Origin of the sequence: Rhizobium indicum (genome assembly GCF_005862305.2) — a bacterium.
GTDB classification, from domain to species: Bacteria; Pseudomonadota; Alphaproteobacteria; order Rhizobiales; family Rhizobiaceae; genus Rhizobium; species Rhizobium indicum.
Map to the genome: position 1 here is coordinate 1,131,942 of NZ_CP054021.1, position 16,553 is coordinate 1,148,494.

The window sequence follows — 16,553 nt, forward strand, 5'->3', positions numbered from 1 at the left end:
ATGATCGCGAGGACTTCACCATGGATTTTCATCCGCGAGCGGCCGGTGCCTCGAACCGGCCTTTGTATGCGCGAACGCCGCCGACATGTCAAGAATGGCGCATCTGCCTTGGGAATGCGCAACTTTGGGGCAAATCTGCACGAAATCGATGCGATTTTCCCGCGGCTGTCACATAAGGATTCAATCTTAACGATGTTCTTCAGCAAATGTCAGCATTCTTCACGTAATATCCTGTCGTATTACAAGCGGAGGCTAAAAGGGCCTTTCAGATGCACCTCGACACAGAACACCCCAAGCCGGAACGTGCTTACAGGGAATTCAATCTCGACAGGCCCGGCAACATCATCTTCGTCGGCCATCACCTCAGCACCGGAACGCAGGTGCGCTGCCTGATCCGCACGATCACGCTTGCCGGCGCATTGCTCGAAGTCAGCCCGAACCTGGAAATACCGAGCCATTTCTTCCTCGAAATCCTCGGCATCCATGACGAGATCGGTGCGACCGTGGTCAAACGCGAAGGCGAATTGGTGACGATCAGCTTCAACATGCTGATCAATCCGGAATTCCTGCACCACGTGTTGCGATTGAACTTCGAAACCTGAGGCTTTTTCCGATCCGTGAATCATCGCGGCGCGTCGCCTTTGTTTCGCCGCTCCGTCTTGCGGCGAGACGCGCGATGATCGGAACAGCCCAGAGAAATCCGCGCCATTCCGGACGATCGAGCGGATCGGCCAAGGGATCATGGCGGATCCGGCGATTGCCGATTTCGATTTCCCTAAAGAGAACAACCCAGTTGAGATCCATTGCTGCATTCTCCATCTATTTGGCTCAGGCACTTGAGCTAAGCCTTCGCGCCCTTCCGATGTAGAGGCGCTGGGGAAAGGGGGTTTTCATCCATGAAAGATGCGAGCTGGGACGACCTGCAACTTTTCTTCCATGTTGCGACCGGCGGCGGGCTTTCGGCGGCGGCGACGAGCACCGGGCTCAGCGCGCCGACGATCGGCCGGCGCATGCTGGCGCTCGAACGGGTGACGGGCCGCTCGCTCTTCAGCCGCGGCCCCACCGGTTATCTGCTCGCCAAGGACGGACAGGAACTGCTCGATCGCGTCCGGCTGATGCAGGATGCGGCGCGTGCGATCTCCGACTGGCGCGGCGAGGTGCTGACGCTTCCGATCGTCTCGACGGCCGCCGACAGCTGGACCTCGCGCTTCGTCGCCGACCATCTGGCCAGCGTCTGGACGCCGAAGGACAGCTTCCGCATGTGCTACAAGACCTGCGACGCCAGCGTCGATTTCACCTATCGCGAGGCGCATATCGCCATTCGCCACAGCCGACCGGAGAGCGGCAACGTCGCGATCCGCCGTTCGGTCAAGGTGGCGCATGCGGCCTATCAGGCGGCCGGCTATGACGAGAAAAACTGCAACTGGATCTCGCTCGGCACAGATACCGCCATCACGCCGGCGGACAAATGGACGTTCGAACAGCCGGATTCCTGGATCACCAGCTGGACGAACACGCCGCATATGCTGTTTTACCTCATCCGCGGCGGTGCCGGCCGCGGCGTGCTCCCCTGTTTCATCGGCGATCAGGAGCGCAGGCTCGTCCGCGCCGGGCCTGTCATCGACGAACTGACCTACGAAATGTGGATAGTTGCGCATGACGACGAGCGGCAGCGGCCGGAAGTCAGGATCGTCATCGACCGCCTGGCGGCGCTCTTTGCCGATCATGAAGAACTGTTTGCCGGGCATAAGGCGGCGACATAAGAAAACGCGGGCCGTTCGACCCGCGTTCTCTGAGGTTGCTAACCGGCTCAGGCGGCGAGATGCCGCTCGATCTCGTCGACAGGCATATTGGTATAGTCCTTCGCCAATTCCACGGAGATCGCTGCTTGCGTATCGGCGCTGAGCGCCGGCCGCAGCGCGCCGAGTGCTTTCGGCGGCGCAACGAGGACGATGCGGCGGACATCCTTTTCCTGCGCCAGCTCATCCAGCCTTTCCGCGACCTGTTTCAGGAATTGGGCTTCAGCCTGATCCTGCCAGTTGGTCTCCTCGACAGCACTGCGGCTGAAGCCATCGGCGGCATGGCTGCGGCCGGGCTTGTCGGCGCCGATTTCGCGGTCGGGCTCGCTCGGCTGCGTCAGAGTTTCCAGCACCTTCAGGTTCATCAGTTGGGCATCGCCGGCATTCTGCATGATCAGAGCCTTGGCTCCGTTGCAGACCACGACCCATGATTTCCAAGGGATTTTAACGTCGGTCATCTTCAACTCCTCGCTGTCGTCATTCGAAGCGCGCCGTGCTTCATCGATCAAGGCAGAACGCCTGGCCATTGAAAGAGTTCGGGAAAATTGCGCCGAAATCGAACCGGCGGCGATCCGGCTGGCCCTTGCTGCGTAGAAAGTCCAAGTTCGGGAGATTGACGATGAAGACATCACTGCTCGCCTATGCCGGCACCTTTCTCACCCTTCTCGTCTGCGACGGGATATGGCTCGGCCTCATCGCCCGCAACTTCTACCGCGACCAACTGGGAGCGCTGATGCTGCCCTCGCCCAATCTTGCGGTCGGCGCACTGTTCTACCTTTTCTTCGCCGCCGCGGTGGTTGTGCTTGCCGTGCTGCCGGCCCTATCGACAGGCTCGATCACCACCGCGTTTCTCCACGGTGCCATTCTGGGACTGGCAGCCTATGGCACTTATGACATCACCAATCTTGCCACGCTTCGCAACTGGCCGCTCGCCATGAGCCTGGTCGACATGGCCTGGGGCACGGCTCTGACGGCGCTGACCGCCGCCGGCGGATATCTTACCATCAGATTTTTTGGCTGAGACTTGAGCCACGGGATGGAAACCGCGTCCCGATAATGAACATGAAGGCGTCCCGCTTGGGAACAAAGGTTGAACTCGTTAAAATTGTAATTTTATATTTGACGAATGTGCAAAACATTCATGTGACCTTGGTTGGGATCAAGACCAGTTGCTCGACTAAGCCAGCCTGAATGAGATCAAGGTCAGCTTGATTGAGATAACCCCCCAATGCGTCCTGACTGACGGAGAATGTGAATGACTATGCTCCGCGCCACACACCTTGCCACGGTCAAGTCCGCTGTCTACGACCTGCGCTGGGAAGAATTCAGCGTCAAACGGCCAGCCCGCATCGTCGCCGTCCGGCCGTGCCTCACAGGCGTCTCCATGCGAAGCGCCGAGATCATCGATATCTCCCAGGGCGGCGCCACCTTCATCGTCTCGACCACGGCCGGCCTGCCGAAGCATTATTATCTCAACATTCTTGGCCTCGCCTACCGGATCGGCTGCGCGGAGGTCTATCGCCATAAGGAACGCATCGGGGTGCGGTTCATCAACATCATGGACCCCGAGGTTCTGCGCCGCGTCGTCCGTACCGATTTCCTTGTCGGCAACATGGAAGCAATCGCTGCCCGACGCGCGCCGATCTTCCGCGCCTGAACAGGCCGAGTCGTTGCGGAAATAATCTTGCTTGCGTTGGCCGTGCCCGGGCCTATTGTTTCGCCAATAGTCATTATGTCCGGGAAACTGCCGTCGCATGTCCGCCTTTTCGTGCTTTACACCTCTTGCCAGCGCCCTGCCCTCCACAGTCCCCTTCGTCGGCCCCGAGGCGATCGAGCGCCAGCGCGGACTTGTCGTTTCGGCGCGCATCGGCGCCAATGAGAACGGCTTCGGCCCAGCAGCTTCCGTGTTTGCGGCGATGCGCGAGGAGGCCGGCAATATCTGGAAATACAATGACCCGGAGAATTTCGCGCTCAGGGAAGCGCTTGCCGCCCATCTCGGCATCTCGGCCGCCAATATCGCCATCGGCAGCGGCATCGACGAATTGCTCGGCCAGATCGTCCGGCTGGTGATCGAGCCGGGCGCGCCCGTCGTTACCTCGCTCGGCGCCTATCCGACCTTCAATTTCCATGTCGCCGGCTTCGGCGGTCGGCTGGTGACCGTTCCCTACGCAAACGACCGCGAGGATCTCGACGGGCTGCTCGATGCGGTGAAACGCGAGAATGCGCCGCTCGTCTATTTCGCCAATCCCGACAATCCGATGGGAAGCTGGTGGGATGCCGACAGCATCGTCGCTTTCGCCCGTGCGCTGCCCGAGACGACGCTGATGGTGCTCGACGAGGCCTATAGCGAGACGGGGCCGGCAGGTTCGCTGCCGTCGATCTCCTCGCTCATCGAGCTGCCGAACGTCGTTCGCACCCGCACGTTCTCCAAGGCTTACGGACTTGCCGGCTCACGCACCGGCTACGCGATCTCGACGGCAGGCACGGCGCAGGCCTTCGACAAGATCCGCAATCATTTCGGCATGAACCGGCTGGCAACGGCTGCAGCGCTCGCCGCCCTCAAGGACCAGGCCTATCTCGTCGAGGTGGTCGGGAAAATCCATGCGGCGCGGGAGCGGATCGGCGGCATCGCCCGGGCGAACGGCCTCGTCCCCCTGCCCTCGGCAACAAATTTCGTGGCGATCGACACAGGGCGCGACGGCGCTTATGCGCGGTCGATCGTCGACGGCCTGATAGAGCACGGCGTCTTCATCCGCATGCCTGGTGTGGCGCCCCTCAACCGCTGCATCCGCATCAGCGTCGGGCCGGAGGCGGATATGGCGCTGCTCGAACAGGCTCTGCCGCAGGTTCTGAAACAGATCGGCCGATAAAGCGAAGAACCGCGGCCGGTGGAGGATCCGGTCGCGGTTCCGTTCTCCCGGCGTCGGCCCCGTCCAAAGCGCCCCGCCAGCCCCCTCTTTTTGAGGTTGTTATTGCTGCTCTTGTCGAATTGATCGGAGACGGTTCTAGTGAACCGTCATCCACTCGCGGGCGGCGCGCAGCGCTGCTGCGAGCTGCATCTTGTCCATGGCGGCGGCCACGTCGGCACGAAGCTCGGCGGCGCGGTCGTTGCCCTTGATTGCGGCGATGTTCAGCCATTTGTGGGCTGCAACGAGATCGACTTCGCAGCCGCGGCCGGTCGCATACATCAGACCCATTTCGCAGAAGACATCGGCGCTGTTGTTGTCGCCACCCATGGTGGCCGTTTCAGCATTGTGCATTTCAAAGCGTGCCATCGGTTTTATCCCTGTTAGCCTGTTTATGACTGACCCTGTTTTACCTTCAGGCCTTGCCGTCTATCGCGGCTTGCGGCCCTTCCGGTCCGGCGGGTTTGCCCCGCTCGTTTGATGGGTTCACTATGCCAAACGGCTTTCAAAAAACGCCTAAAATGCATGATTAATTTGAGACAAACAAAGTGCAAACACTTGGTAAAATTGGATTTTCGTTAAACATCGGACTCCCTGCGAATTAAGGATTTTCGAGCGGATTTTACGAAAGATTCAGATTTGAAAATAAACGGATCGTTCATCATGAAATCAGCAGGCGATATCTTTGAAAGCTCGCCGCACGGCTTTTCTCGTGATTTTCAGCCGGTCAACATGATAGCGATCGACCCTGTTTACCTTTACGTTCGCGTCAGTTATTTTCGCGGCGATCAAGGATATCATGGAGGAAAAGATGATCCGCAGCTTCGTTCTCGCCGGCTTCATAACAGTCATCGCGGGTATCGCGCATGCCGAGGAGCCGATCGTCGGCAACTGGAAGACGGCCGCCGGCGATACGGCGGTGATCGCATCCTGCGGCGGCAGTTACTGCGTGACGCTGAAGACCGGTAAATATGCCGGCCGGAAGATCGGCACGCTTGCGGGAACCGGCGGCAGCTATGCCGGCGAGATCACCGACCCGGCCGCCGAGAAGACCTATAGCGGCTCGGGCAAGATTTCCGGCAATTCGCTGAGGATGCAGGGCTGCGTGATGAAGATCCTCTGCAAGTCACAGACCTGGACGCGGCTCTGAGAGAACGCGGGGCGGATAGCGGGCAACGGCCGGGATGTGTTAGAGTGTACACAGCTCAACACAGGAGTTTTCGAAATGGCCGGCAGCACGACCATGACAATTCGGGTCCGCCCCGACGTAAAAGAAAAGCTCGACAGGATTGCGGCCGACACGCAACGCAGCAAATCATTCCTCGCTGGCGAGGCCGTAGCGGCCTATGTGGAGCGCGAGCTTGAAATCATCGAGGGTATCAAGCGCGGCATGGCCGATGCGGAAGCTGAGCGCGTTATACCGCACGAGCAGGCTGTCGCCGAAATGCGTAAGGTCATCGCGGATGCCAAGCGTAGGAAAACCCCGCGCGGATGAGGCCGGTTCTTTGGTCGAAGGAAGCACATCAGGATAATCTGGAAATTCTGCGTTACATCGCAAAGAACAACCCCGATGCGGCCGAAAGGGTTGTGGACGCCATCGAGGATGCCGGCAAGAAACTTGGCGAATTTGCAACCGGTCGGCCAGGACGAATAACTGGCACTTATGAAAAATCCCTCACCCGGCTCCCCTACATAATTTCCTATGAGCTGCGGTCGGTCGCGGGACGCGAAAGCGTCGTCATCTTGCGGGTGATCCATACCGCGCGGGATTGGCCGGCCGAAGACTAGTCGAACCAACTTATAAGCGTATCGTAACGCAGTTGCGCAGCCATCCTCCAAAACGCCAAGCATGTCGACGCAGGCATGCCTCGAAACCCTTGGCGACCGGCCCGAGCCGGCCCGGCAAGCTGAACGGCGGATGAACCGGCATCTCAGCACTCATTCAGCCACCGCATGGCAAAACTCATGTCACGATAGAGTTGCGTATCGGGGGCAAGGCAATGAACCACTATATTCTGGCAAGACGCCTTAGCATCATCACACTGTTTGCGGCGATCTTCGCGGTCACGTTTTCGGCAGTCGTGGTGCACGATGGCGGCGGCGGCGCGCAGTCGCATTTCGGGGCGAGCTATACCTGCCTGGAGAGAAACGGCACCTTCTGCGCGCCTGCGGTGCGGTGAGTAAAGCGCATCGCGATGCGCTTTAAGTCTTTCGTTTATGCATGTCGTCGTCTCAAAACCGCTGCGCACGTTGGGCGACAGGCATTCGCAGCAGACGCGGAAGAGGACAAAAAATCGGAATCCGCCGGCGCGCGTCGTTTGCTTGTCAAGAACAACTCTCTATAATGCGTCATGAACAAACGAATCTCCCTTTTGTCGCCCCTCGACACATCCTCTCCACCGCCTTTCCAGCCCCAGAGCTTCGACGATCCGGCCAAGGCGGTCGAGACGCTGACAGCGCTTTACGAGCGCAACACGGCGTTCCTGATCGAGAGCTTCAGCGAACTTGCGCAGGGCGCGCCGATCTCCTCGCGCTACCGCGCATTTTATCCGCAGGTCAGCATTGAGACGACAAGCTACGGCCATGTCGATTCGCGGCTTTCCTACGGTCATGTCACGGCACCCGGCATCTACACGACGACCGTCACCCGGCCGAAGCTCTTCAAGCATTACCTCAAGGAGCAACTGTCGCTGCTGATGAAGAGCCATAATGTTCCGATCGTCGTCTCAGAATCGTCGACGCCGATCCCGCTCCACTTCGCCTTCGGTGAGGGAGCGCATGTAGAAGCGTCGACCAACGCCTTCGTCGACGTTCCGATGCGCGATATCTTCGACACGCCCGACCTCAACACCACCGACGACGAGATCGCCAACGGCGAATATATCCCGCCGCCGGGAGAGCCCTCGCCGCTGGCGCCGTTCACCGCGCAACGCATCGATTATTCGCTCGCCCGGCTGTCGCATTATACGGCGACGCATGCGGAACATTTCCAGAATTTCGTGCTGTTCACCAACTACCAGTTCTATATCGACGAGTTCTGCGGCTGGGCGCGCAAGCTGATGGCGGAGGGCGGCGACGGCTATACCGCCTTCGTCGAGCCCGGCAATGTCGTCACCCTTCCCGGCTCGAACGCGCCGGAAACGGATTCCGCCCTCACCCGCCTGCCGCAGATGCCGGCCTACCATCTGAAGAAGAAGGGCCATGCCGGGATCACCATGATCAATATCGGCGTCGGCCCCTCCAACGCCAAGACGATCACCGACCACGTCGCCGTGCTGCGCCCGCATGCCTGGCTGATGCTCGGCCATTGCGCCGGTCTTCGCAACAGCCAGCGGCTCGGCGACTATGTTCTCGCCCACGCCTATATGCGTGAGGACCATGTTCTCGACGACGACCTGCCGGTCTGGGTGCCGATCCCGGCGCTGGCCGAAGTGCAGGTGGCGCTCGAAGCCGCCGTTGCCGAAATCACCGGCTATGAGGGTTTCGAGCTGAAGCGCATCATGCGCACCGGCACCGTCGGCACGATCGACAACCGCAACTGGGAACTCCGCGACCAGCGTGGGCCGGTGAAGCGGCTCTCCCAGGCGCGCGCGATCGCGCTCGACATGGAATCGGCAACGATCGCCGCCAACGGCTTCCGCTTCCGTGTGCCCTATGGCACGCTGCTCTGTGTCTCCGACAAGCCGCTGCACGGCGAATTGAAGCTGCCGGGCATGGCAACGGCCTTCTACCGCACGCAGGTCAACCAGCACCTGCAGATCGGCATCCGCGCCGTCCAGAAGCTTGCCGCCATGCCGAAGGAAGCGCTGCATTCACGCAAGCTGCGCAGCTTCTTCGAAACGGCCTTCCAATAGGCCGTTTCCTCATCTGCCCGTCACGACAGGCGCCGAGCCCTCGGCCACCATCTGCGGCTTACCGGCGGCAAGATTCAGCCCTGCTATCAGCAGGGTGAAGGCCACCACGACGAAAGCGATGCGCAGGAGAACCTTCAGCGCATCGGCATCGTCGGGTACTACCAGCTGACGCTTCTCGTGGCGACGTGCCCAGATGTGACTTGCCAGGGCGATTTCAAGAATGCTCATTTCCATTCTCCTCGACAGGTTTCGATGAAGCCTTGTCGCGTGCTGCCTTGCGATTTCGACACCTCGTCCGCACAATTTTTTTCGCGGCGCTGTCGAAATGCATGCAGGTCGTTCGTCCATGTTTATGGGAACAGGGCAAGGAGGCTGCCGCGATGAAATATCTCTGTCAGGTCTGGTTCGATGGCGGGGTGCTCGACGCGATGACGCAAGAGGAGAAGACCGAACTCGACACCAATTCCTTGAACTATGACAAGGACCTCGTCGAAAGCGGGCATATGATCGTCGCCCAGGCGTTGCAGCCGCCAAAATCGGCGGTGACCGTACGGGTGCGCAATGGCGAGACGTCGGTGACGGACGGTCCCTTCGCCGAGACGAAGGAGGCGCTCGGCGGCTTTATCCTGATCGAGGCCAAGGATCTCAACGAAGCGATCCGCATTGCCGCGGGCATCCCGCTCGCCATGCTCGGCGCGATCGAAGTGCGGCCAATCCACGAATTCGGAGCTAAGTGAGGAGAGACCAAATGAAATTTCTATGCCAGATCTGGTTCGACACGGAAAAAAGCAAGCTGGTCCCTCAGACCGAATGGGATGCGCTGACACAGGAGTGCATCATCAGCGACAATCGCTGGCGCGAGAGCGGTCATCTGCTGGTGGCGCTCGCCTTGCATGAACCGTCAACAGCGATCACGGTCCGCCTGCGCAATGGCGACGTCTCTGCGACCGATGGCCCATTTGCCGAAATCAAAGAGCACCTCGGCGGTTTTGTGCTGATCGAAGCCGAGAATATCGACGAGGCGAAGACGATCGTGTCGAGTTTTCCGATCCTCAAATATTGCTCGATCGAAGTGCGCCCGACCTACGCTATCCAGGATGGGAAATAGTCATGCGCTACATCTGCCTGATTTATAACAGCACCGACACCGACGGAACGCTGACGCCTGATGAAACCGACGAACTTATCAAAGCGCATTTCGCTTTTGATGAGGAGCTGTGCCGCGACGGCATCATGATCCACTCCGATGCCTTGGAGATGCCTGACAAGGCGACCGTGCTGCGCGTCCGCAACAACACGCTCTCCGCCACGGACGGCCCCTATGTCGAGACGAAGGAGCACCTGGCCGGCTTCTACGTCATCGAGGCGCCGGATGTGATGATAGCCAGGGAGATTGCCGGACGGATCCCGTCGGCGCGTTTCGGCGCGGTCGAACTCCGGCCCGTGCGGATACTGACCCTGCCGGACTGAGGTGCCCCTTTGGAAAGTGTGATCGAGGAGATCTACCGAACGCAGTCGCGCCGGGTGCTGGCGACGCTGATCCGTCTGCTCGGCGATTTCGACCGGGCGGAGGAAGCGCTTCACGACGCCTTTGCCGCCGCCACCCGGACATGGCCGACAGACGGCATTCCCGGCAATCCCTTCGCCTGGCTCGTTTCCACTGGGCGCTTCAAGGCGATCGACACGATCAGGCGGCGGGCGCGTTTCGATGCTTCGCAGCATCACATCGAGGACAGCCTCTACACGCCCGACGCAACGGAGATCGGCGACATGGAACCGATCGAGGACGACATGCTGCGGCTGATCTTCACCTGCTGCCATCCGCTCATCCCGGCCGATGCGCAGATGGCGATGGCGCTCCGGGAAATCTGCGGACTGACCACCGAAGAGATCGCCCATGCCTTCCTCATTCCGGCGCCGACGGTGGCCCAGCGGATCGTGCGCGCCAAAGGCAGGATCCGGGCGGCGAAGATCCCCTACGAGGTGCCGGGCCGCGAGGCGCTGCCGCCGCGGCTCGACCGCGTGCTGCACGTCATCTACCTCGTCTTCAACGAGGGCTATTCGGCCTCTTCCGGCGAGGACGTGGTCCGCGCCGACCTGAGCGCGGAGGCGATCCGTCTGGCGCGGCTGCTTCTGACGCTGCTGCCTCATCCAGACGTCTCCGGCCTACTGGCCTTGATGCTGCTGCAGGATTCCCGCCGCACCGCCCGCCGCGTCGGAGACGGATCGCTGGTGCTGCTTGCCGATCAGGACCGCTCGCTCTGGGATCATGCGAAGATTACGGAAGGCTTGGCGCTGCTCGCCGCGGCGATGGAAGCGGGAGAGATCGGCACCTATACGCTACAGGCGGCTATCGCCGCCGAACATGCCCGGGCGCCGGCTGCCGAAGAGACCGACTGGCGACGGATCGCCTTCTATTACGATCTGCTTCTATCAGCACAGCCCTCCCCGATCGTCGAGCTCAACCGCGCGGTGGCGATTGCCATGGCGGAGGGGCCGGCGAAGGGGCTGGAGCTGGTCGATGCCATTCTGGAACGCGGGGAGCTGCAGGCCTATCACCTCGCCCATTCGGCGCGCGCCGATTTCCTGCGCCGTCTCGGCCGGAGGCAAGAGGCGATCACCGCCTATCAAACAGCGCTGTCGCTCTGCCGGCAGGAGCCGGAACAAGCGTTTCTGAGAAGACGGATTTCAGAGCTTGCCGCGACGTCCGAGCGGCAGTGAGATCGCGGTGCCGGTCAGCGCCGAGACGATGATCAGCAGGTGGGCATTGACGCTTGCCTGCGCCAGCGCGGCCAAGGCCATCCGCTCGCTCGAGGCGCCCAGGGCGATGGCGCCGGCGGTGATGCCGGCCGGATAAGTGCCGACGCCGCCTGGCGCATGCATCGGCAGCACGGAGGAGAGCTCGCCGCCGAGCGCGCCGCCGAAGCTTGCCGCCATCGGCAGCACGCCCATCAGGCCGAGCGCCCAGGCAAGCACCATCACCTTCACCAGCCAGTTGACGATGGTCATCGCCCAGGCGCGCGCAAAGGCGACACTATCGAGCGGCAAGCCGTTTTCGATCTCGGCAACGAATTTCTGCGCCTTGTTCGGCAACAGCCTGGCGGCCAGGCGCAGCAGCGGCTTGCGGGCGGCGAAGGCCGCGACCGGCAGCAGCAGGAAGACAGTCCAGAGCGACCAGGCAACAGCCGCGTCGGCTGAAGCGACGGCAAAGCCGATGCCGGCGGCGGCCAGAAGCGCGTGCAGGTCGAGCAGCCGCATGACGAAGAGCGCCGAGGTTCCGCGCGTCAGCGGAATGCCGAATTCGGTGCGCATCAGCAGCGGAAAGCTGGTCTCGCCGGCGCGGAAGGGCAGCATGATGTTCAGCAGATTGTGGATTTGCGTGACGCGGAAGAGGACCGCGAACCGGCCGGCTGTCTCGTTCGGGAAATAATCATAGATGCGCCAGGTGCGCAGGAAATAGGTGCTCGTCAGCAGCACCAGCGCACCGATCACCGGACCTGCGCCGACATCGGCCCACTGCCTGATGATAACAGGCCAACCCCAGAACCATTGGATGAAGAGGCCATAGGCTGCGACGATGACGACCGTCAGAACGGTCATGCGATTGCGCATAAACCAGGATTGCCGGCTTTCAACGATCGAACTCTTCATGTAGTAGGCATTCCTCGCTTGGCGTCGCCATAGGCAGCGGTTCCGTCGCCAGGCCTTTTAGGAGAAATGAAGGTTGCGCACAACGGCGGAGTTGATGGCGGCGGCGGCGAACAGGCTTCCACGCCAATGATCCGAGCGGCCGACCGGTAAATGTGGCGCCTTGCCGGCTTGACGTGGAGACGATGTTGGAGCGGATTACCAAAAGCATTACAAGTGCAAGCATTTTCCTCGCAGGCTATTTCCTGCTGAACATCGCGCTTCGCATCGCCTTGCCGCATACGCTCGATCTCGACGAGGCGGAGCAATCCTTCTACTCGCAATACCTGCTTGCCGGCTATGGCCCGCAGCCGCCCTTCTACAACTGGATCCAATATGCCATCGTTTCGGTGACCGGCATATCGATGTGGGTGCTCTCGGTGCCGAAGAACATCATTCTCTTCGGCTGCTATCTCTTCTACGGGCTTGCTGCCCGCGAGGTGCTGAAGAGCCGTTCGCTCGCAGCCGTCGCCATGCTGAGCCTGATTACCCTGCCGCAGGTCGGCCTGATGGCACAGCGCGAACTGACCCATACGGTTGCCCTGCTGTTTGCAACCTCGCTCTTCCTCTTCGGTTTTTTCCGCACGCTGCGCCAGCCGACGATCGGGAGCTATCTCCTCATCGGCATCGCCACCGGCATCGGGCTCATCTCGAAGTATAATTTCGCCATCCTGCCCTTTGCCGCCCTCATCGCCGTGCTGCCGGAGCGGGAATGGCGCAGCCGTCTCATCGACTGGCGTTTGCTGCCGGCCGCCGTCCTTGCCATTCTGATCGTGCTGCCGCATGCGCTCTGGCTGCCTGACAATCTCCTCAGCGCGTCTGCACCGACGCTGGAGCGGATGACCGCCGAACACCTGGCGCCGGCCGGCCTTCCCCGCATCGGTCAAGGACTGCTGTCTCTCGTCATCGCCGTCCTCGGCTTCGTCGCATTGCCGATCGTTCTGATCGCGGCCGCCTTCCGGCGCGACTTCTTTCGCGCACTCTCCTCTTCCAGCCCGATGATCCGGGTGATCGAGCGGATGATGGCCATCAGCCTGCTCGCCTTCGTCGGCGTGGTCCTCTTCGCCGGCGCGAGCGATATCCACGAGCGCTGGCTCGACCCATGCCTGCTCGTCCTACTGATCTATCTGTTCTTGAAACTGGAAACCGCAGACATCGATCTTTCCGCCGGTCTTGCGCGCTTCCGGCCCGTGGTGCCGGTCTTCATGGTCGTCATCCTGTCGATCCTTCTTTTCCGGATCGTCGGCATTCAATATATCGGCACTTATACGAGAACGAACGTACCCTTTTCCGGCTACGTGGCTGAATTGACCGCGACCCGCAAGCCGGTTCTCATCGTGGCCGGAACCAAGTTCGTTGCCGGCAACATGCGGCTGGAGTTTCCCGACGTTCCCGTCGTGATCCCGTTCTTCCCCGGTCCCGGAGTTCCCGAATATGCGGCTGCGAAGGGGCCGGTTCTGGTTATCTGGCGCGGCGAGACCGCAGATGATCCAACAATTTCCCCCGGCTTCGCCAATGACCTCGTCAAATCGGGCATTCATCTGCCAGAGTTGAAGACGCTGACCCTGCCCTATCTCTTCGGTGACGGCAAACGCAGCTTCTCCATTGGTTACTCCTGGGTGGAAGGCGGCGCGAAATAGCGCCCCGGCAGATCAGCCGATTGCGGGAAACAGGCATTGCCGGCTGGCAACCGGCGGACACTTCATGTAGTAGCCTTCCGCAAGTGCGGCGGCAGCATTCAAGATTGCTCGGCCGCCCGGCCTTTTGGAGATGAAAGTTGCAGACAACCGTAGAGCCCATTCGCGGTACGAATGATCCGGTACAATCGCTCGAACTGTCGCTGGTCGTGCCCATTTTCAACGAAGAGCAAAGCGTCGGCCCGCTCGTCGAGCGTGTCGTGGCTGCGATGGTCAGCTACCCCCATCGCTGGGAGCTGATCCTCGTCGACGACGGCAGCACGGATGCGACGCTCGTCAACGCCCGGAAGTATGTCGGACACGAGGGGCTGGCGCTCAGGATCGTCGAGTTGCAGCGCAACTTCGGCCAGACAGCCGCCATGCAGGCCGGCATCGATACCGCCCGTGGCCGCCTTATCGCGACGATGGACGGCGACCTGCAGAACGATCCGAAGGACATTCCTTCGATGGTCGCCGAGCTGGAACGGCGTGAACTCGATCTCTTGGTCGGCTGGCGCAAGAACCGCAAGGACGGCCTGTTCCTGCGCAAGATCCCCTCCTGGTGCGCCAACTACCTGATCGGCCGCATCACCGGCGTCAAGCTGCATGATTACGGCTGCAGCCTGAAAATCTACCGTGCCTCGATCATCAAGCAGGTGAAGCTGATGGGCGAGATGCACCGCTTTATCCCCGCCTGGGTCGCCGGTGTCGTCCCGAGCTCGCGCATCGGCGAGATGGCGGTCACCCACCATGCCCGCGAACACGGCGTTTCGAAATACGGCATTTCGCGCACCTTCCGCGTCATCCTCGATCTGCTGTCGGTGATGTTCTTCATGCGCTACAAGGCGCGGCCGGGGCATTTCTTCGGTTCGCTCGGCCTGGGCCTCGGCGCCCTCGCCATGCTGATCCTGCTCTATCTCGGCTTCGACAAGTTCATCCTGGGCAACGACATCGGCACGCGACCGATGCTGATGGTCGGCGTGGTACTGCTGCTGTCGTCGGTGCAGATGATCACCACCGGCATCCTGGCGGAAATGATCGCGCGCACCTATTACCGCGACGATGCCTCACCGAATTATATCGTGCGGCAGATCTTCGACGATCAAAGCCAAGCCTAAGCCGGCAGCACGATGCTGGAGCGCGCGACGAGGACGATCAAAACCGCGGGCCTGCTGCTTGCAGCCTATTTCGTGCTCAACATCGTGCTGCGTATCGTGCTTCCGCATTCGCTGGAGCTCGACGAGGCGGAGCAATCCTTCTTCTCGCAATATCTGCTGGCGGGCTACGGCCCGCAGCCGCCCTTCTACAATTGGATGCAATATGCCGTCGTTTCGGTGACGGGCATGTCGATCGGCGCGTTGATCGTTCCGAAGAACATCCTGCTGTTCCTGTCCTATCTCTTCTATGGCCTTGCCGGGCGGCGCGCGCTGAAGGACGAGGCGCTTGCCGCCGTCGGCATGCTGGCGCTGATCACCCTGCCCCAGGTCTCCTACATGGCCCAGCAGGATCTGACCCACACGACGGCGCTGCTCTTTGCTAGCGCGCTGTTTCTCTACGGCTTCTTCCGCACGCTCGACCGGCCCGATATGGCGAGCTACCTGCTGCTCGGGCTTGCGACCGGCATCGGGCTGATCTCGAAATATAATTTCGCGCTGATGCCTATCGTCGCCTTGATCGCCATCCTGCCCGATGCCGAATGGCGACGCCGGGCGCTCGACTGGCGCATGCTGGCAGCGATCACTGTTGCGCTCGTCATCGTCCTGCCGCACGCGATCTGGCTGCAGGGCAATCTCGCATTCGCCTCCTCCGACACTCTGGTCAAGATGGCCGCCGGCAGCGAACCCGCCGGCGCCGTGCGGATCGGCAAAGGCCTTCTCGCCTTTCTCGTCGCCATCATCGCCTTTGCGGCGCTGCCTGTCGCAATCTTCGCCGCCACCTTCCGCCGGGATTTTGTCCGGGCGCTTTCGGCGGGCAACCGCTGGACTGGGATGATGGAGCGGATGATGCTCGCAAGTCTTGCCGGCATCGTTCTGATCGTGCTGTTGACCGGCTCGACGACTGTTCGCGAGCGCTGGCTCGACCCCTTCCTGCTGGTGCTGCCGATCTATTTCCTTGCGAAGATGCAAGCCGCCGGGCTCGAGCTTTCCGCCGGACTGCGCCGCTTCCGGCTGGTGCTGCCGGTGTTGATGGCTTGCGTGCTGATCGCACTCGGCTTCCGCGTCGTCGGTGCCGGGCTGATCGGCACTTACAGCCGGCCGAATGTGCCGATGGCGGGTTTTTCGCGCGAGATGACGCGACAGGCGGAGCCGGCGCTGGTGATCGCTTCCGACACCTATATCGGCGGAAACATGCGGCTGCAATTTCCCGATGTGCCGGTGGTGATCCCGGATTTTCCGGCACCGGGCATTCCGGCCTATGCCGAGGCCAAGGGGCCGGTGCTGATCGTCTGGCGCGGCAAGCAGACGGCGACGGCTGCCGATGCGGTCATGCCGGAGCGGTTCTCATCAGCGCTGACGGCGGCCGGCATCGCGCTGCAGGAGATCGGCTCGCTGTCGCTTCCTTATTATTTCGGCCGCCAGGGCGACAATTTCGCGCTCGGCTACGCCTGGGTTCGGCCGGAGACCAGATAGG

The 16,553-nt window shown here is 61.2% G+C and carries 22 protein-coding genes; 17 read left to right on the forward strand and 5 right to left on the reverse strand.

Annotated features, from left to right (window positions below; genetic code table 11):
• Positions 1-269: 269 nt before the first annotated feature.
• Positions 270-602 carry a hypothetical protein gene (locus tag FFM53_RS05590; protein ID WP_018241377.1) on the forward strand — a complete coding sequence of 111 codons (333 nt, stop codon included), beginning with the start codon at positions 270-272 and terminating at the stop codon, positions 600-602.
• On the opposite strand, the gene FFM53_RS36220 is transcribed toward FFM53_RS05590, so the two are convergent.
• Positions 553-804, reverse strand: a complete 252-nt coding sequence (locus tag FFM53_RS36220; RefSeq protein WP_026158606.1) for a hypothetical protein — start codon at positions 802-804, stop codon at positions 553-555. The two genes, FFM53_RS05590 and FFM53_RS36220, sit on opposite strands and share 50 nt — an antisense overlap.
• Before the next feature lie 92 nt (positions 805-896).
• Between FFM53_RS36220 and FFM53_RS05595 the strand changes: the two genes are divergently transcribed.
• Positions 897-1,763: a LysR family transcriptional regulator gene (locus tag FFM53_RS05595; protein ID WP_138387672.1), complete on the forward strand. Its 867-nt coding sequence runs from the start codon at positions 897-899 to the stop codon at positions 1,761-1,763.
• Between the two features lie 47 nt (positions 1,764-1,810).
• Here FFM53_RS05595 and FFM53_RS05600 read toward each other — a convergent pair whose 3' ends face one another.
• Positions 1,811-2,257, reverse strand: coding sequence for a baeRF12 domain-containing protein (locus tag FFM53_RS05600; protein ID WP_062944225.1), 447 nt, complete (start codon positions 2,255-2,257; stop codon positions 1,811-1,813).
• A 161-nt stretch (positions 2,258-2,418) separates the two neighbouring features.
• On the opposite strand from FFM53_RS05600, the gene FFM53_RS05605 reads away from it, so the two are divergent.
• The 3 genes from FFM53_RS05605 to FFM53_RS05615 all read left to right on the forward strand — a co-directional run bounded on the left by FFM53_RS05605 (position 2,419) and on the right by FFM53_RS05615 (position 4,669).
• Entirely contained in the window at positions 2,419-2,820 is a 402-nt protein-coding gene (locus tag FFM53_RS05605) for a DUF2177 family protein (protein WP_138387673.1), read from the forward strand.
• Between the two features lie 234 nt (positions 2,821-3,054).
• The gene (locus FFM53_RS05610; RefSeq protein ID WP_003558031.1) at positions 3,055-3,456 is read left to right on the forward strand and encodes a pilus protein PilZ; all 402 of its coding nucleotides are present in this window, start codon (positions 3,055-3,057) and stop codon (positions 3,454-3,456) included.
• A 97-nt stretch (positions 3,457-3,553) separates the two neighbouring features.
• Entirely contained in the window at positions 3,554-4,669 is a 1,116-nt protein-coding gene (locus tag FFM53_RS05615; RefSeq protein ID WP_138387674.1) for a pyridoxal phosphate-dependent aminotransferase, read from the forward strand.
• Positions 4,670-4,804: 135 nt separating this feature from the next.
• On the opposite strand, the gene FFM53_RS05620 is transcribed toward FFM53_RS05615, so the two are convergent.
• A complete protein-coding gene (locus FFM53_RS05620; protein WP_003546876.1) occupies positions 4,805-5,074 on the reverse strand; it encodes a sel1 repeat family protein in 270 nt (89 codons plus the stop codon).
• A gap of 442 nt (positions 5,075-5,516) precedes the next feature.
• On the opposite strand from FFM53_RS05620, the gene FFM53_RS05625 reads away from it, so the two are divergent.
• The 5 genes from FFM53_RS05625 (at position 5,517) to FFM53_RS05645 (ending at position 8,559) form a co-directional block, all read left to right on the forward strand.
• Positions 5,517-5,855 (forward strand): DUF2147 domain-containing protein, encoded by a 339-nt coding sequence (locus FFM53_RS05625; RefSeq protein WP_062944226.1) that lies wholly within the window; start codon positions 5,517-5,519, stop codon positions 5,853-5,855.
• A gap of 75 nt (positions 5,856-5,930) precedes the next feature.
• Positions 5,931-6,200 (forward strand): CopG family ribbon-helix-helix protein, encoded by a 270-nt coding sequence (locus FFM53_RS05630; protein ID WP_138387675.1) that lies wholly within the window; start codon positions 5,931-5,933, stop codon positions 6,198-6,200.
• Complete coding sequence (locus FFM53_RS05635) at positions 6,197-6,493, forward strand: type II toxin-antitoxin system RelE/ParE family toxin (protein WP_138387676.1); 297 nt, start codon at positions 6,197-6,199, stop codon at positions 6,491-6,493. The genes FFM53_RS05630 and FFM53_RS05635 overlap by 4 nt, the downstream gene beginning before the upstream one ends.
• 212 nt (positions 6,494-6,705) lie before the next feature.
• Entirely contained in the window at positions 6,706-6,885 is a 180-nt protein-coding gene (locus tag FFM53_RS05640; protein WP_062944158.1) for a hypothetical protein, read from the forward strand.
• Positions 6,886-7,056: 171 nt separating this feature from the next.
• Positions 7,057-8,559: an AMP nucleosidase gene (locus tag FFM53_RS05645; protein WP_138328430.1), complete on the forward strand. Its 1,503-nt coding sequence runs from the start codon at positions 7,057-7,059 to the stop codon at positions 8,557-8,559.
• A gap of 9 nt (positions 8,560-8,568) precedes the next feature.
• Here FFM53_RS05645 and FFM53_RS05650 read toward each other — a convergent pair whose 3' ends face one another.
• Positions 8,569-8,787: a hypothetical protein gene (locus FFM53_RS05650; RefSeq protein WP_246413095.1), complete on the reverse strand. Its 219-nt coding sequence runs from the start codon at positions 8,785-8,787 to the stop codon at positions 8,569-8,571.
• Between the two features lie 152 nt (positions 8,788-8,939).
• Here FFM53_RS05650 and FFM53_RS05655 point away from each other — a divergent pair, with 152 nt between their 5' ends.
• From FFM53_RS05655 to FFM53_RS05670, 4 genes are read left to right on the forward strand one after another with little or no spacing between them, the layout of a single operon-like run.
• Entirely contained in the window at positions 8,940-9,296 is a 357-nt protein-coding gene (locus tag FFM53_RS05655; protein WP_138328432.1) for a YciI family protein, read from the forward strand.
• Between the two features lie 11 nt (positions 9,297-9,307).
• Positions 9,308-9,667 carry a YciI family protein gene (locus FFM53_RS05660; protein WP_138328433.1) on the forward strand — a complete coding sequence of 120 codons (360 nt, stop codon included), beginning with the start codon at positions 9,308-9,310 and terminating at the stop codon, positions 9,665-9,667.
• 2 nt (positions 9,668-9,669) lie between these two features.
• A complete protein-coding gene (locus tag FFM53_RS05665; RefSeq protein WP_138328434.1) occupies positions 9,670-10,029 on the forward strand; it encodes a YciI family protein in 360 nt (119 codons plus the stop codon).
• Positions 10,030-10,038: 9 nt separating this feature from the next.
• Complete coding sequence (locus FFM53_RS05670) at positions 10,039-11,280, forward strand: RNA polymerase sigma factor (RefSeq protein WP_138387678.1); 1,242 nt, start codon at positions 10,039-10,041, stop codon at positions 11,278-11,280.
• Here FFM53_RS05670 and FFM53_RS05675 read toward each other — a convergent pair.
• Positions 11,248-12,210, reverse strand: a complete 963-nt coding sequence (locus FFM53_RS05675) for a lysylphosphatidylglycerol synthase domain-containing protein (RefSeq protein WP_138387679.1) — start codon at positions 12,208-12,210, stop codon at positions 11,248-11,250. The two genes, FFM53_RS05670 and FFM53_RS05675, sit on opposite strands and share 33 nt — an antisense overlap.
• A 182-nt stretch (positions 12,211-12,392) precedes the next feature.
• Here FFM53_RS05675 and FFM53_RS05680 point away from each other — a divergent pair, with 182 nt between their 5' ends.
• The 3 genes from FFM53_RS05680 (at position 12,393) to FFM53_RS05690 (ending at position 16,552) form a co-directional block, all read left to right on the forward strand.
• Complete coding sequence (locus FFM53_RS05680) at positions 12,393-13,886, forward strand: ArnT family glycosyltransferase (protein ID WP_138387680.1); 1,494 nt, start codon at positions 12,393-12,395, stop codon at positions 13,884-13,886.
• A gap of 137 nt (positions 13,887-14,023) precedes the next feature.
• Positions 14,024-15,040: a glycosyltransferase family 2 protein gene (locus FFM53_RS05685; protein ID WP_138387681.1), complete on the forward strand. Its 1,017-nt coding sequence runs from the start codon at positions 14,024-14,026 to the stop codon at positions 15,038-15,040.
• Positions 15,041-15,052: 12 nt separating this feature from the next.
• Positions 15,053-16,552, forward strand: a complete 1,500-nt coding sequence (locus tag FFM53_RS05690) for a glycosyltransferase family 39 protein (RefSeq protein ID WP_138387682.1) — start codon at positions 15,053-15,055, stop codon at positions 16,550-16,552.
• Position 16,553: the final 1 nt, after the last annotated feature.

Coding starts and splice junctions, on each gene's coding strand:
- FFM53_RS05590 (WP_018241377.1), top strand. CDS start 270: ATGCACCTCGACACAGAACACCCCAAGCCGGAACGTGCTTACAGGGAA.
- FFM53_RS36220 (WP_026158606.1), bottom strand. CDS start 804: ATGGATCTCAACTGGGTTGTTCTCTTTAGGGAAATCGAAATCGGCAAT.
- FFM53_RS05595 (WP_138387672.1), top strand. CDS start 897: ATGAAAGATGCGAGCTGGGACGACCTGCAACTTTTCTTCCATGTTGCG.
- FFM53_RS05600 (WP_062944225.1), bottom strand. CDS start 2,257: ATGACCGACGTTAAAATCCCTTGGAAATCATGGGTCGTGGTCTGCAAC.
- FFM53_RS05605 (WP_138387673.1), top strand. CDS start 2,419: ATGAAGACATCACTGCTCGCCTATGCCGGCACCTTTCTCACCCTTCTC.
- FFM53_RS05610 (WP_003558031.1), top strand. CDS start 3,055: ATGACTATGCTCCGCGCCACACACCTTGCCACGGTCAAGTCCGCTGTC.
- FFM53_RS05615 (WP_138387674.1), top strand. CDS start 3,554: ATGTCCGCCTTTTCGTGCTTTACACCTCTTGCCAGCGCCCTGCCCTCC.
- FFM53_RS05620 (WP_003546876.1), bottom strand. CDS start 5,074: ATGGCACGCTTTGAAATGCACAATGCTGAAACGGCCACCATGGGTGGC.
- FFM53_RS05625 (WP_062944226.1), top strand. CDS start 5,517: ATGATCCGCAGCTTCGTTCTCGCCGGCTTCATAACAGTCATCGCGGGT.
- FFM53_RS05630 (WP_138387675.1), top strand. CDS start 5,931: ATGGCCGGCAGCACGACCATGACAATTCGGGTCCGCCCCGACGTAAAA.
- FFM53_RS05635 (WP_138387676.1), top strand. CDS start 6,197: ATGAGGCCGGTTCTTTGGTCGAAGGAAGCACATCAGGATAATCTGGAA.
- FFM53_RS05640 (WP_062944158.1), top strand. CDS start 6,706: ATGAACCACTATATTCTGGCAAGACGCCTTAGCATCATCACACTGTTT.
- FFM53_RS05645 (WP_138328430.1), top strand. CDS start 7,057: ATGAACAAACGAATCTCCCTTTTGTCGCCCCTCGACACATCCTCTCCA.
- FFM53_RS05650 (WP_246413095.1), bottom strand. CDS start 8,787: ATGAGCATTCTTGAAATCGCCCTGGCAAGTCACATCTGGGCACGTCGC.
- FFM53_RS05655 (WP_138328432.1), top strand. CDS start 8,940: ATGAAATATCTCTGTCAGGTCTGGTTCGATGGCGGGGTGCTCGACGCG.
- FFM53_RS05660 (WP_138328433.1), top strand. CDS start 9,308: ATGAAATTTCTATGCCAGATCTGGTTCGACACGGAAAAAAGCAAGCTG.
- FFM53_RS05665 (WP_138328434.1), top strand. CDS start 9,670: ATGCGCTACATCTGCCTGATTTATAACAGCACCGACACCGACGGAACG.
- FFM53_RS05675 (WP_138387679.1), bottom strand. CDS start 12,210: ATGAAGAGTTCGATCGTTGAAAGCCGGCAATCCTGGTTTATGCGCAAT.
- FFM53_RS05680 (WP_138387680.1), top strand. CDS start 12,393: ATGTTGGAGCGGATTACCAAAAGCATTACAAGTGCAAGCATTTTCCTC.
- FFM53_RS05690 (WP_138387682.1), top strand. CDS start 15,053: ATGCTGGAGCGCGCGACGAGGACGATCAAAACCGCGGGCCTGCTGCTT.